Origin of the sequence: Mycobacterium sp. 852002-53434_SCH5985345, assembly GCF_001667155.1 — a bacterium.
In the GTDB taxonomy this organism is placed as follows: Bacteria; Actinomycetota; Actinomycetes; order Mycobacteriales; family Mycobacteriaceae; genus Mycobacterium.
In genome coordinates this window covers 106,383-118,946 of record NZ_LZIE01000007.1, presented here as the reverse complement: position 1 = coordinate 118,946, position 12,564 = coordinate 106,383, and the positions used below count along the sequence as shown (strand labels likewise).

At 68.1% G+C, this 12,564-nt stretch carries 12 protein-coding genes; 9 read left to right on the top strand and 3 right to left on the bottom strand.

What is annotated here, in order from left to right:
- The 3 genes from A5756_RS01355 to A5756_RS01345 all read left to right on the top strand — a co-directional run bounded on the left by A5756_RS01355 (window position 1) and on the right by A5756_RS01345 (window position 2,785).
- Window positions 1–828 (top strand): hypothetical protein, encoded by an 828-nt coding sequence (locus A5756_RS01355; RefSeq protein ID WP_369817386.1) that lies wholly within the window; start codon window positions 1–3, stop codon window positions 826–828.
- 251 nt (window positions 829–1,079) lie between these two features.
- Window positions 1,080–1,409, top strand: coding sequence for a type VII secretion target (locus A5756_RS01350; protein ID WP_066945683.1), 330 nt, complete (start codon window positions 1,080–1,082; stop codon window positions 1,407–1,409).
- Between the two features lie 2 nt (window positions 1,410–1,411).
- Entirely contained in the window at window positions 1,412–2,785 is a 1,374-nt protein-coding gene (locus A5756_RS01345) for a hypothetical protein (protein ID WP_066945678.1), read from the top strand.
- 4 nt (window positions 2,786–2,789) lie between these two features.
- On the opposite strand, the gene A5756_RS01340 is transcribed toward A5756_RS01345, so the two are convergent.
- The 3 genes from A5756_RS01340 to A5756_RS01330 all read right to left on the bottom strand — a co-directional run bounded on the left by A5756_RS01340 (window position 2,790) and on the right by A5756_RS01330 (window position 4,990).
- Window positions 2,790–3,833 carry an LLM class F420-dependent oxidoreductase gene (locus A5756_RS01340; RefSeq protein ID WP_066945950.1) on the bottom strand — a complete coding sequence of 348 codons (1,044 nt, stop codon included), beginning with the start codon at window positions 3,831–3,833 and terminating at the stop codon, window positions 2,790–2,792.
- Between the two features lie 78 nt (window positions 3,834–3,911).
- Window positions 3,912–4,751: an alpha/beta hydrolase gene (locus A5756_RS01335; protein ID WP_066945675.1), complete on the bottom strand. Its 840-nt coding sequence runs from the start codon at window positions 4,749–4,751 to the stop codon at window positions 3,912–3,914.
- Window positions 4,752–4,774: 23 nt separating this feature from the next.
- A complete protein-coding gene (locus A5756_RS01330) occupies window positions 4,775–4,990 on the bottom strand; it encodes an Rv1535 family protein (RefSeq protein ID WP_066945672.1) in 216 nt (71 codons plus the stop codon).
- 634 nt (window positions 4,991–5,624) lie between these two features.
- Between A5756_RS01330 and glmS the strand changes: the two genes are divergently transcribed.
- From glmS to A5756_RS01300, 6 genes are all read left to right on the top strand, one after another.
- A complete protein-coding gene (gene glmS / locus A5756_RS01325; RefSeq protein ID WP_066945669.1) occupies window positions 5,625–7,490 on the top strand; it encodes a glutamine--fructose-6-phosphate transaminase (isomerizing) in 1,866 nt (621 codons plus the stop codon).
- Between the two features lie 90 nt (window positions 7,491–7,580).
- On the top strand, window positions 7,581–8,483 hold the full coding sequence (locus A5756_RS01320) for a DUF4436 domain-containing protein (protein WP_066945666.1): 903 nt from the start codon (window positions 7,581–7,583) through the stop codon (window positions 8,481–8,483).
- A 127-nt stretch (window positions 8,484–8,610) separates the two neighbouring features.
- Entirely contained in the window at window positions 8,611–9,459 is an 849-nt protein-coding gene (locus A5756_RS01315) for a DUF4436 domain-containing protein (protein ID WP_066945662.1), read from the top strand.
- Between the two features lie 38 nt (window positions 9,460–9,497).
- A complete protein-coding gene (locus A5756_RS01310; protein ID WP_066945659.1) occupies window positions 9,498–10,346 on the top strand; it encodes a DUF4436 domain-containing protein in 849 nt (282 codons plus the stop codon).
- A 74-nt stretch (window positions 10,347–10,420) separates the two neighbouring features.
- Entirely contained in the window at window positions 10,421–11,098 is a 678-nt protein-coding gene (locus tag A5756_RS01305) for a rhomboid-like protein (RefSeq protein ID WP_066945655.1), read from the top strand.
- A gap of 33 nt (window positions 11,099–11,131) precedes the next feature.
- A complete protein-coding gene (locus A5756_RS01300) occupies window positions 11,132–12,553 on the top strand; it encodes a bifunctional ADP-dependent NAD(P)H-hydrate dehydratase/NAD(P)H-hydrate epimerase (protein ID WP_066945946.1) in 1,422 nt (473 codons plus the stop codon).
- Window positions 12,554–12,564 lie beyond the last annotated feature (11 nt).

Below are 12,564 nucleotides of genomic sequence, written 5' to 3'. Positions count from 1 at the left end.
ATGAGCATCCGGCGCGGACTGCGCACTTTCACGGCACTGTCGACGGTAACCCTCTCGTTGGTCACCGGCTGCGCCTCGGGCAATCATCCCGGCCCGGCCGCGTCGCCCACGTCCACGACGCCCGCCGGCTGGCCACCGACGCTGAACGACTTCAGCGTGGTGTGGAGCGCGGAGCAGGGTATCGACCTCACCACCGCGCCCGCCGCGGTGGTCCGCGCCTACACCGAGTCCTACCTGCTGGCCTCCGTCACGGGTGACGAGAAATTCCTGTACCCGGGATTCAAGCAAGCGGTAGACCCCAACAAGTCGATCGACAACCCGACCGGCAGCCGGTTCCGGTGGCCGAAGACCGACCGCAGGCCGGAAAAACCCTGGGTGGGAACCGAACAGGCCCATATCCTTTCCATCGGGACATCTGGCCGTGACGTGACGGTGGTGGTCTGTGAATATCTGTTCGGCACCGCGCAGGCACAGGGGCACGGATACACCCCGAACATTGCCCAGCCACCCCCCGATTCGGGCATCGACCCGATGCGAATCACGATGACGGCGCCCGCCACCGGCCCGCAAATGCCCGCCCAACAGGGACCGGCTCGCGCCCCGTCGACCGATGTGTTCGGCGGTTGGAGGATCACCGGCCATCAGGGTGGTTACTTCGCCGAATCCGGGCTCGCAGCTGAATGGCCTGGTATCGCTCAGGACACTGATGCCTGTCGTTCCAAAGCGCCCCCACACCCCGAACTCATCCGCGGCGGTGAATATCCCCGCACCGACTTTCCCACCCTGCCGCCGTCTCCCGGCTGGCCGGCTCCCAGCCCGAATTCGTGAGGAGGGCAGTCAATCCTGCTCAGCCTCAACCAATTTCGATATCGCGCTGGTATCGTCCGGCCGGCGCGCGCGTGATAGCCGCCAACGCCGACCCAGTCACCGAATCCTGCTGCGCCCGTTGAAAATCAAGCCCCTCATCGCTTCACGGTGGAAGCTCCCGAGGCCGCGGCGCCCACCGCATCTCGGAGGTGGTCAGCGCGTGCGTTGATTGCGGCCGGAACCACCGGGCGTTCCCGGGCGTCGGACTAGGCATGAGATTCGACAGGGGAGTACGACCGGCCACCGTGGCGCGTACCGAGATCGACGTCCCGGCGACGCACCGCATCGCCGACCAGTTCAGCACCGCCGCCGACATCATCGACCGCGCCCTCAGCGATCAGCTGGGCCGATTGGCTTTCGGCGGGCCCAGCGCGGGGCGGGCGCACACCGCGCGCGGCGAGGCGCTGCGGGTTGAGCTGGAGCGCCTGGCCACCGAAGTCGCGCAGTGGTCGCGCGCGTCGGTCGAGATCGCCGCGGCCCTGCGGGTCAGCGCCGACCGCTACGCCGACGCCGAACGGTATGCCGTGGCGCGGATCGCTTGATCATGGCCGAACGGTTGGACGTCGCGGAACGCCTCGCCGAGGGTCTGCCCGCCGTCGAGCACACCCAGAGTTATGTGCAGGCCTGCCACGTCGTGGGCTACCACCATCCCAACCTGACGGCGCACGTCGCCCAGGTCCGCGACTGGTACGACACCGAAGACGGCCTGGACCTGCGCGCCCTCGACCGCGACTGCGCCGAACTGCGGTCGGCGGGCGAGGCGGTCATGGAAGCCCTGCGGATACAGCGCGCCCAGGCGGCCGAGCTGGCCGCGGCGTGGACCGGGCCGGGCGGGGACGCCGCGGCGCGGTTCCTGGAGCGCCACTGCGACACGGCCAGCACCCTGGCCACGGAACTGCGTGCGGCGGCCCAACGGTGCGAATCCCTGCGCGACAACCTGTGGTACCTGGTCGACACGAAGGTTGCGACCACCATCGCCATCGACGACCGCACGCAGGTGCAGCGACCGGCGTGGTTGGCGGCCTCCGCCGCGGTCACGGCCGGGATGGGCGATCGCCAAGCCGCCGAAGAGGTTGTGCGCGGGCAGGTAATGCCGTACGTGGACAATGAGATTCGCGACGACTGGCTGACCACGATGCGCTCGACGCGCGACGGTGTGGCGACCTCCTACGACATGGTCACCGACAGAATGGCCGCCGCGCCGGCGGCGCGCTTCGAAGCCCCCGGTGATCTCGGGCCCGGCTATCAACCGTTGCGGCCGTCCGTGTCCAGCGCCCCGCCCGTCGCGGTCACGCCCGCGGCCGTGGCGGTTTCGAGCCCGCCGGCGGATCCGGCTCCGAGCCCGCCGGCGGATCCGGTACCGACCGCGGCGACGCTCGCGCCGGCTCCGGTCCCGGCCGCGCCGCAGCCGGACTGGGGCACCGCGCTGGGGGACGGCGCCGGCATGCCGGCGGGCGATCTGGGCGGTGGGCTCGGCGGCGGTGGTGCCGGTCTCCTCGGGTTGGCCAGCAGGATCGTCGACGCGGTCGGCGGTCTGCTCGGCTCGGCCGGCGACGAGGCGGGCGCCGCCGATCCCTTCGGCGACGGAACCACGTTCGACGAGGACCCCTTCGAGGCCGACGAAACGGACGGCACCGACGACAAGGACGACGAGCCCGCGAAAACGGAAGATGTCGAGGAGGCCGAGGAAGCCAAGCCCGACGCGGCGGTTCAACCGGTCGACGCGCCGATGCCGGTCGATGCGTCGGCACCCGCGGATCCGCCACCACCGGCTGCCCCGCCGGTCGACGCACCCGCACCGGTCGACGCACCCGCACCGGTGGCCGCTCCAGCGACGGGCGAGCCTTCGCCTCCGGCCACCGACGGGAAGACGCCCTGCGAGATCGCCGCGGACCAGCTGCCGCAGGCGGGGCAGTGACGGCTCAGGCCGGGCGCAGCCGCAGCACGTCCTCGACGAAGCGCAAGGATTCGGCGCGGTCGGTGGCCAGCGGGCTGAGCAACAGCGTCGTCACCCCGGCCTCGGCGAAGGCGGCCAGGCGTTCGGCGACGTATCCGCGAGGGCCGACCAGCGACATGCCGCGCACCAATTCGTCGGGCACCGTATCGATGGCCTCTCGCTTACGGCCGGACAGGTACAGCTCCTGGATGCGGTCGGCGACCTCGCCGAACCCGTAACGCGTCGCCAGGGCGTGATAGAAATTGCGGCCCTTGGCGCCCATACCGCCGAGGTACAGGCCGAGCTGCGGCTTGACCCACGCCAGCCGCTCGTCGACGTCGTCGCCGATGGCCACCGACGCGTGCACCATGACGTCCAGCGGCCCCAGCGCCGGATCCCGCTTGGCCGCACCGGCCGCCAGCGCATCGCCCCACACCGATGCGGCCTTGTCCGGGAGATAGAAGACGGGCTGCCAACCTTCGGCGATCTCGGCGGTGAGCTCGACATTCTTCGGGCCCAGCGCGGCGATCGTGATGGGAATGCGTTCGCGCACAGGATGATTGATTAGCTGAAGGGCCTTGCCCAGCCCCGTTCCGCGGTCGGGCGGCAACGGAATCTGGTAGTGCTTGCCGTTGTGCTGCAGCCGTTCCCGGCGCCACACCTTCCGGCAGATCTCCACGATCTCGCGGGTGCGGCCCAGCGGCGCGTCGAACTCGACGCCGTGGAAGCCCTCGATCACCTGCGGCCCGGACGTGCCGATTCCCAGCCGGAAGCGCCCGTCGGACACGAAGTCCAGCCCCGCGGCCGTCATCGCCAGCAGCGAGGGCGTGCGGATGTAGATGGGCAACACCCCCGAGGCCAACTCGACGGTGTTCGTCTTGGCTGCCAGGTACCCGAGCTGGCTCACCGCGTCGAAGGCGTACGCCTCGGCCACCACGGCGATGTCGATGCCGGCCTTCTCGAGTTCGACGACGCGGTCCACGGCCTGGTGAAAGCCGCCCGAATAATCCAGAGCGATCCCGATGCGCATCCACGACAGATACCACGGCGGCACCCGCGCGCCGCGCGGGCTCGGGAACTTCAGCCGCCGAGGTGCCCGGTTACCGCATCACTTCAACAGCGCGACGATCTTCTCTTCCAGGGCGACCGGCGGGGCCTCGGGATCCAGCGGATCCGTCTTGGGCAGGTGGGCGTCGGGATCGGCGAAGTCGCGGTAGGTCTTGTCGCCGCCCAGCGTGTAGAGCAGGTAGCCGGTGAGCAGTGCGCGGACCGTGCGCTGCGTGCGCCGGTGCGGGCTGGCCAGGCCGAACACCTTGGTCAACCGCCGGCCCTCCGCGAGTCCGCCCGGTTGGGCCTTGCTGACGATGCGCAGCGTGGCAGCGTCCCATGCGCGCGACAGCGACAGGGCGTTGGACGTCAGCGACTGCGGATCCCCCGGAGCGGTCAAGATCAGCCCGGGGAGCTTCAGCGTCGTCGCCGGGGCCTCGGCCGGGGGGCTGGTGACGGCGGGAAACAGCGCCGCCGCCGCGGCCAGTTTGTTCGGCATGCCGGCCGCCGCGAACACCGCGGCCGAACCGCCGAAACCGTGCCCGGCCACGCCGAGCTTCGCCGGATGCACGCTGATCTTGCCCGGCCCGAGCCGCACACCGGACACGATGTCGAGCGCGGTGCCGAGGTCGAAGGCGAAGTTCAGGACGGACGGGGCCAGCCCGCGCTCGGTGTCGGGAGCGCCGGCCACGATGCCCCACGAAGCGAGATGCTCGAGCAGACCCGAATAGTTGCCGGCCTTGGTGAGCCAGTCGTGACCGAAAGCGATCCCGGGCAGATTCAGCCCTTCCTCCGGCGTGTACACCACCCCCGGCAAACCGGCAAACGCCAGGTCACCGCGCAAAACGCGATGCGGGCCACGGCGGCTGAGGGCTGCGACGAGCTTGCGGGTGCGGGCCACTCGTCGACGTTAGCGCATCGCGCTCAGGCCCTGACCTCGATCACGCCCACCCGCCAGAGCACCGCATACACCTGGCGTAGGGGGATGCTCAGCAACCGGGCGGCCGCGTCCACCATTGGGTCGCCACCACCGATCGGCTCGCGCCGGCGCCGCTTGGCTGCCGGTCTCGGTGCCGGCGCCAGCGTCAAGCTGGCCGCAGGCGAAGTAGTCACCACATCGTCGAACAGAACCGCGGTCATGATTCTCCCCTTGAAGAAGGCTACAAAAATTTCGGATTAACACTTATGAACGTTTATCTATCCGGCGGTTTACTTGCCTGTTCACAATCGAATTAACGGCAGGGTTTGAAACTTGCTTACCGGGTAGCTGGACTATCGGCTTTGATGTCAGTCATAAACAATTATTCTTGAAAAGATTTGGTCGCGCTGCGCGCATGAGCACCGGCAAATCCTGCGATTTACCAGGTAGCGAGGGTCAAGCGGGCGTCAACAAGCTGTCCTTTCTGCTGGCTTCGGCGGTTGCCAGTCATGGCCGATAAGCAGAATTCTAGGTAGCTGGCTTGCTGGATCGATGGCGCAGACGAAAACGCCACAAATACATCAGGTGAAAACGTTTCTACCGTTTATGAAGACGGCATGAAGTGGACCGTCAGCGTCCTTGCGATGGAAATCCGGGCGGATTGGTCCACGGCGTCCACCCGCCCCCGTCCCAGTAATGGTGCTCGGGTCCCGCCGTACCACCCACCGGATAGCGCTCCGATCGGAGCTCAGCGGCGGTAAGGCGCGGTCAATGTGGGCCTTTCGCGCAGGTGGGCGCCCTAACGCTCGCGTCGGCATGCCGTGGCGGGCCGACGGCTGCACTACCCTGGTGTGAATGTGCGGAATCGTCGGCTATGTCGGGCAGCAGCCCGCCTGCAAGGTCGTGATGGATGCGCTGCGCCGGATGGAGTACCGGGGCTACGACTCTTCGGGCATCGCACTGGTCAATGGCGCCGGGACGCTCACCGTGTGCCGCCGCGCCGGGCGGCTGGCGAACCTGGAGGAAGCGGTCGCACAAATGCCGCCGGAGTCGCTGGGCGGCACGACCGGCCTCGGCCACACTCGCTGGGCCACCCACGGGCGGCCCACCGACCGCAACGCCCACCCGCACCGCGATGCCGCCGGCAAGATCGCCGTCGTCCACAACGGCATCATCGAGAACTACCCGAGCCTGCGCCACGAGCTGGAGGCCCTGGGCGTGGAATTCGCCAGCGACACCGACACCGAGGTGGCGGTGCACCTGGTGGCGCGGGCCTACCTGCAGGGCGAGACCGCGGGTGACTTCGCCGCCTCGGTGCTGGCGGTGCTGCGGCGGCTGGAGGGCCACTTCACCCTGGTGTTCACCAACGCCGACGAGCCCGGCACCATCGTGGCCGCCCGCCGGTCCACGCCGCTGGTGATCGGGATCGGCGCCGGCGAGATGTTCGTCGGCTCCGACGTGGCCGCGTTCATCCCGCACACCCGCGACGCCATCGAACTCGGCCAGGACCAGGCCGTGGTGATCACCGCGGACGGCTACCGGATCACCGACTTCGACGGCAACCCCGACGTCGAGTACCGCGAGTTTCACATCGACTGGGACCTGGCCGCCGCGGAAAAGGGCGGCTACGAGTACTTCATGCTCAAGGAGATCGCCGAGCAGCCCGCCGCCGTGGCCGACACCTTGCTCGGGCATTTCGTCGACGGCCGGATCGTGCTCGACGAGCAGCGGCTCTCCGACCAGGAACTGCGCGAGATCGACAAGGTGTTCATCGTCGCCTGCGGCACCGCGTACCACTCCGGGCTGCTGGCCAAGTACGCCATCGAGCACTGGACGCGGTTGCCCGTCGAGGTGGAGCTGGCGAGCGAATTCCGCTACCGTGACCCGGTTCTGGACCGCAGCACGCTCGTCATCGCCATTTCGCAATCGGGGGAGACCGCCGACACCCTGGAAGCCGTCCGGCACGCCAAGGAGCAGAAGGCCAAGGTGCTGGCGATCTGCAACACCAACGGCTCGCAGATTCCCCGCGAATGCGACGCGGTGCTCTACACCCGCGCCGGTCCCGAGATCGGCGTCGCGTCGACCAAAACGTTCCTGGCGCAGATCGCCGCCAACTATCTGGTCGGGCTGGCGCTGGCGCAGGCGCGCGGCACCAAGTACCCCGACGAGGTCGAGCGGGAGTACCAGGAGCTGGAAGCCATGCCGGACCTGGTCGCGCGGGTGCTCGCGATGATCGAGCCGGTGGCCGCCCTGGCGTACCGGTTCGCGCAGTCCTCGACCGTGTTGTTCCTCGGGCGCCACGTCGGCTACCCGGTGGCGCTGGAAGGCGCGCTGAAGCTCAAGGAACTGGCCTACATGCACGCCGAGGGATTCGCCGCCGGCGAGCTCAAGCACGGGCCCATCGCGCTGATCGAGGACGACCTGCCCGTCATCGTCGTCATGCCCTCGCCCAAGGGGCAGGCCACGTTGCATTCCAAGCTGCTGTCCAACATCCGCGAGATCCAGGCCCGCGGCGCGGTCACCATCGTGATCGCCGAAGAAGGCGACGACACGGTGCGGCCCTATGCTGACCACCTGATCGAAATCCCATCGGTATCAACCCTTTTGCAGCCGCTGCTGTCGACCATCCCGCTTCAGGTGTTCGCCGCGTCGGTTGCCCAGGCCCGCGGTTACGACGTCGACAAGCCGCGAAACCTGGCCAAGTCCGTCACCGTCGAATAGTCAGTCGCTTCGGCTGTATCGCCGCCAGACCCGCCGCGGTTCCGTTAGATTGCCCTGGGGAAACAAGCCTTCCATAGCGGTAGGAGAAGCATGCGGTCGGCGGCCAGAAGATTCGCCGCGGTGGGCATCGTCGTGCTCATCGTCGGGACCTACGTCGCGTTGGTCGGGCTCTACCAGAACACGGTGGAAGCGGTTTCGGCCGGCACACTGAGCGACAACGCGGAGACGGCCGCCCAGACCATGGCGACTTTGACCGCGGAGGAGATGCAGTCGAACTTCAGCGCGGTGGTTGTCAACGTGGCTGTGGCACCCGGACCCGCGATGTTGGATCCGGTCACCCACCGTCTAAATGAAGACCTCATGGTGCGCGTCAGGTCGTCGGCCCAGCCCAGCCGACGCGACTACACGAAAGGCATGCTTCCCGGCGTCTTTCCGCTCCCGCTGACCATTGCGGGCCACGTCGAGCGTTGGCCGTTCGACAACTACACCTCGGGACCGATCGAGGTGCAGTTGTTCCATGGTGGCGATACGACGAAACCGCCGGAACTCATTCCGGTGCGGCTCATCGACCACTTGCCCGGATTCAAGGTTTCCGCCACCAAGTTCGCCGGCCACGAGGGGTACCGACTGAGCGTGCGCCGCGCGCCGAGTACCGCGGTGTTCGGGATCGTGATTTGCGGCGTGCTCATCGCCATCGCCGCCCTGGGCCTGATCGTGGCCATTCAGACGATGCGTGACCGGCGAAAGTTCCAGCCGCCGATGACGACGTGGTATGCGGCGATGCTCTTCGCGGTGGTACCCCTGCGCAATGCGCTTCCCGGCTCGCCCCCATTCGGGGCGTGGATCGATGTGACCATCGTGCTGTGGGTGATCGTCGCGCTCGTGGTAGCGATGCTGCTCTACATCGCCTGCTGGTGGCGGCATCTCAGGCCTGAGGTCCCTGAGGTCGCCGCCGCCCCGCCGCCGGAGCCGGTCCCGGCGCCGACGGGCTGACCTTCGGTACTTGAATCGACTTCCTTCCGTTTCAAGACGTTTCCGCCAGCCGTTCAACTACATTGCCCCGTGGGCAAGCGATTCATCCGTTAGATGGCCTCGGGGGCCAGTTCGGGCAGGGGGCGTCGTGAGATACGGAATCATCGCTTTGATCGTGGGCGTCGTTGGGGCGTACGTCGCGTCGGTCGCGCTATACGCCAACAGCGGAGGTCACCACCACCCGAACATCCCGGCCGGCGGTGACCGGAGCACGGCCACGTTGGTCATCGAAGACATTCAGTCGAACTACAGCGTGCTGATGGCCAACCTATCCATCTCGCCGGGATCGGCGCTGCTGGACCCGCAGACGCAGCACCTCAACGAGGACCTCAGCCTTCGAGTGCGATCCGTGGCAACACCGACCCGTCGCACGTGGACCAAGGGCATGCTGCCCGGTGTCTTCCCCGTCCCGCTCACCATCGCGGGTGAGATCGAGAATTGGCCCTTCGACCACTACGGTTCCGGGCCGGTCGAGATCGAGCTCATGCACGGCCCCGGGAACGTGCCCGAACGTGTGCCGGTGACCATCGTGAACCACCTCTCCGGTTGGCGGGTGACCACCGAGGGGTCCGGCCCCTATCAGGTGAGCGTGCACCGTTCGCTCAGCGCGGCGGGGTTCGGCATCGTCATCTGCGGTGTGCTCGTCGCCATCGCCGCCCTGGGCCTCTTCGTCGCCGTTCAGACGGTGCGTGACCGGCGGAAGTTCCAGCCGCCGATGACGACGTGGTATGCGGCGATGCTCTTTGCGGTGGTGCCGTTGCGGAACGCGCTTCCGGGTTCGCCGCCATTCGGCGGGTGGATCGACATCACGCTCGTGTTGTGGGTGCTCGTCGTCCTGGTGGTGTCCATGCTGCTCTACATCATGTGCTGGTGGCGGCATCTACGGCCCGAGGTTGTTGGTGCGCCGCCGAATCCGGCGCCGTCGCCATCGAGTTGAACTTAGCCGCTCATGGGCAGGTCAGTGGGGGAGTAGTCATGAGGTTCGCCGTGGTAGGTCTCATCGTGTCGATCGTTGCGGCATACGTCGCGTCGGTGGCGCTGTACGCCCAAAGCCGTACGGTGCATCACCGGGCGGAGGTTCCCGCTGGAGGCGATACCAGTACGGCGACCTTTTCGGTCGAAGACATTCAGTCGAATTACAGCGTCCTTGTTATCAACTTGGCGATTTCACCCGGATCGGCGCTGCTGGATCCGCAGACCCAGCACCTCAACGAAGACCTCAGCCTCTGGGTCAGATCCGCGGCGACACCCACCCGCCGGACCTGGACCAAGGGCATGCTCCCCGGCGTGTTCCCCGTCCCGGTGACCATCGCGGGTGAAATCGAACGATGGCCCTTCGATCACTACGATTCGGGGCCGATCGAGGTGGAACTTCTGCACGGCGGCGAAGGTGGCGTTCCCGAGCGCTTGCCCGCCACGTTCGTGAACCACCTACCCGGCTGGCAGGTCACCGCCAGTAACGGCGGCGGGCTCGGTCCGTACCGAGTGACTCTGCAGCGGTCCCTGAGCGCAGCGGCGTTCGGCATCGTCATCTGCGGTGTGCTCATCGCCATTGCCGCGCTCGGTCTATTCGTTGCGGTCCAGACGCTGCGTGACCGGCGAAAGTTTCAGCCGCCGATGACAACCTGGTACGCGGCAATGCTTTTCGCGGTGGTGCCGTTGCGCAACGCACTTCCGGGTTCGCCGCCATTTGGCGGTTGGATCGACATCACCATCGTTCTCTGGGTGCTGGTCGTGTTGGTGATCTCGATGCTGCTCTACATCGCCTGCTGGTGGCGGCATTTGCGACCAGATGCCCCTCAGCCCGGCGCGCCCGCCGCTTAGGTGAAGCAGCGTGACGGTCCGCGTGCGAAGGTAATGACGTGACGAAAGCACCGGTGCGGTCCCGACTGCGCAGCATGGGGCTCGCGGTCTGGCACTACGTCAGCCACGCGCCGCTGACGTACGGGTGGCTGCTCGTGCTGCTGGTCACGACGCTCGCCCAGCACTGGCTGCCCCGGCGGCAACTGCACTCGATGCTGATGCACCATTCCACCAACATCCACGGGTTGGCGCGGGACCCGCTCGATGTCCTGTTTTCCAGCCTGCTGTGGATCGACGGCGACAACCTGGCGCCGTATCTGATCCTGTTCTCGTTGTTCCTGGCCCCGGCCGAACACTGGCTGGGCCAATTGCGCTGGCTCACAGTGGGATTGAGCGCCCACATCCTGTCCACATATTTCAGTGAGGGGCTGCTCTACCTCGCGATCGAGCAACACGACGCGTCGGAACGGCTGGTGCACGCCCGCGACATCGGCGTGAGCTACTTCCTGGTCGGGGTGATGGCCGTGCTCGCTTATCACATCGCTCGCCCGTGGCGCTGGGGTTACCTGGGCGTCCTGTTCATCATCTTCGGCTTCCCGTTGATCGCGATGGACCGGATTGAGCTGAACTTCACCGCGATCGGGCACTTCACCTCGATCCTCGTCGGGCTCTGCTTCTACCCGATGACGCGGCACATGGACCCGCGGCAGCTGAGCCCGGCACGCCTGCGGGCCATGGGGCGACGCCGCCGCTCGCCCGAGGCATCGGCCTGAGCCAAGCGGCCGCTGACCCGTAATGTGGCACTCGTGCGGCACTACTACTCCGTAGACGCGATCCGCCAGGCCGAGGCGCCGCTGCTGGCCAGCCTGCCCGACGGAGCCTTGATGCGGCGCGCGGCCTTCGGGCTGGCCGCCGAGATCCTCGCCGAATTGCGGGCCCGCACCGGCGGGGTGGCCGGGCGCCGGGTGTGCGCGGTCGTCGGCTCGGGCGACAACGGCGGTGACGCCCTGTGGGCCGCCACCTTCGTGCGCCGGCGCGGCGCGGCCGCCGACGCGGTGCTGCTCAACCCGGAACGCACCCACCGCAAGGGGCTGGCGGCGTTCACGAAGGCCGGTGGGCGCATCGTCGAAAGTGTCTCACCGACAACCGATCTCGTCATCGATGGGGTGGTGGGCATCTCCGGATCCGGGCCGCTGCGCCCGGCCGCGGCCGAGGTTTTCGCCGCGGTGGATGAGGCGGGCATCCCGGTGGTCGCCGTCGACATCCCCAGCGGCATCGATGTGGCGACCGGGGCGATCACCGGTCCGGCGGTGCACGCGGCGCTGACGGTCACCTTCGGCGGGCTCAAACCTGTGCACGCGCTCGCCGATTGCGGCCGGGTGAAGCTGATCGACATCGGGCTCGATTTACCGCATACCGACTTGCTGGGTTTCGAGGCCGCCGACGTGGCCGCGCGCTGGCCGGTGCCCGGGCCGCACGACGACAAGTACACCCAGGGCGTGACCGGGGTGATGGCCGGCTCGTCGACGTATCCGGGCGCGGCCGTGCTGTGCACCGGCGCCGCCGTCGCGGCGACGTCCGGCATGGTCCGCTACGCCGGCAGCGCGCACCGGGAGGTGCTCGCGCAGTGGCCCGAGGTGATCGCGTCGCCCACCCCCGCATCGGCCGGCAAGGTCCAATCCTGGGTCGTGGGGCCAGGATTGGGCACCGACGACACGGGGGCCGCCGCGTTGTGGTTCGCGCTGGAAACCGACTTGCCGGTGATCGTGGACGCCGACGGGCTGACCATCCTGGCCGCCCACCCCGAGCTGGTCGCCAACCGCGGCGCGCCGACGGTGCTGACCCCGCACGCCGGTGAATTCGCCCGCCTGGCGGGTAGCCCCCCGGGGGACGACCGGGTCGGGGCGTGCCAAAAGCTGGCCGACACCTTCGGGGCCACCGTGCTGCTCAAGGGGAACGTCACCGTCGTCGCCGATCCGGGCGGTCCGGTGTACCTCAACCCCGCCGGGCAATCCTGGGCGGCCACCGCCGGTTCCGGGGACGTGCTGTCCGGCATGATCGGCGCGCTGCTCGCCGCGGGCCTGCCGGCGGCCGAGGCGGCCGCGGCGGCCGCTTACATCCACGCGCGGGCGGCGGCGTTGTCGGCCGCCGACCCGGGCCCCGGTGACGCGCCGACGTCATCGTCCCGCATGGTTCCGCACATCAGGGCGGCGCTGGCCACCCTCTAGGAAGGATCTCC

What these genes read in the sequence shown, in the direction of transcription:
- A5756_RS01355 (WP_369817386.1), top strand. Translation starts at nt 1, where the DNA reads ATGAGCATCCGGCGCGGACTGCGCACTTTCACGGCACTGTCGACGGTA.
- A5756_RS01350 (WP_066945683.1), top strand. Translation starts at nt 1,080, where the DNA reads ATGAGATTCGACAGGGGAGTACGACCGGCCACCGTGGCGCGTACCGAG.
- A5756_RS01345 (WP_066945678.1), top strand. Translation starts at nt 1,412, where the DNA reads ATGGCCGAACGGTTGGACGTCGCGGAACGCCTCGCCGAGGGTCTGCCC.
- A5756_RS01340 (WP_066945950.1), bottom strand. Translation starts at nt 3,833, where the DNA reads ATGCGCATCGGGATCGCTCTGGATTATTCGGGCGGCTTTCACCAGGCC.
- A5756_RS01330 (WP_066945672.1), bottom strand. Translation starts at nt 4,990, where the DNA reads ATGACCGCGGTTCTGTTCGACGATGTGGTGACTACTTCGCCTGCGGCC.
- glmS (WP_066945669.1), top strand. Translation starts at nt 5,625, where the DNA reads ATGTGCGGAATCGTCGGCTATGTCGGGCAGCAGCCCGCCTGCAAGGTC.
- A5756_RS01320 (WP_066945666.1), top strand. Translation starts at nt 7,581, where the DNA reads ATGCGGTCGGCGGCCAGAAGATTCGCCGCGGTGGGCATCGTCGTGCTC.
- A5756_RS01310 (WP_066945659.1), top strand. Translation starts at nt 9,498, where the DNA reads ATGAGGTTCGCCGTGGTAGGTCTCATCGTGTCGATCGTTGCGGCATAC.
- A5756_RS01305 (WP_066945655.1), top strand. Translation starts at nt 10,421, where the DNA reads ATGGGGCTCGCGGTCTGGCACTACGTCAGCCACGCGCCGCTGACGTAC.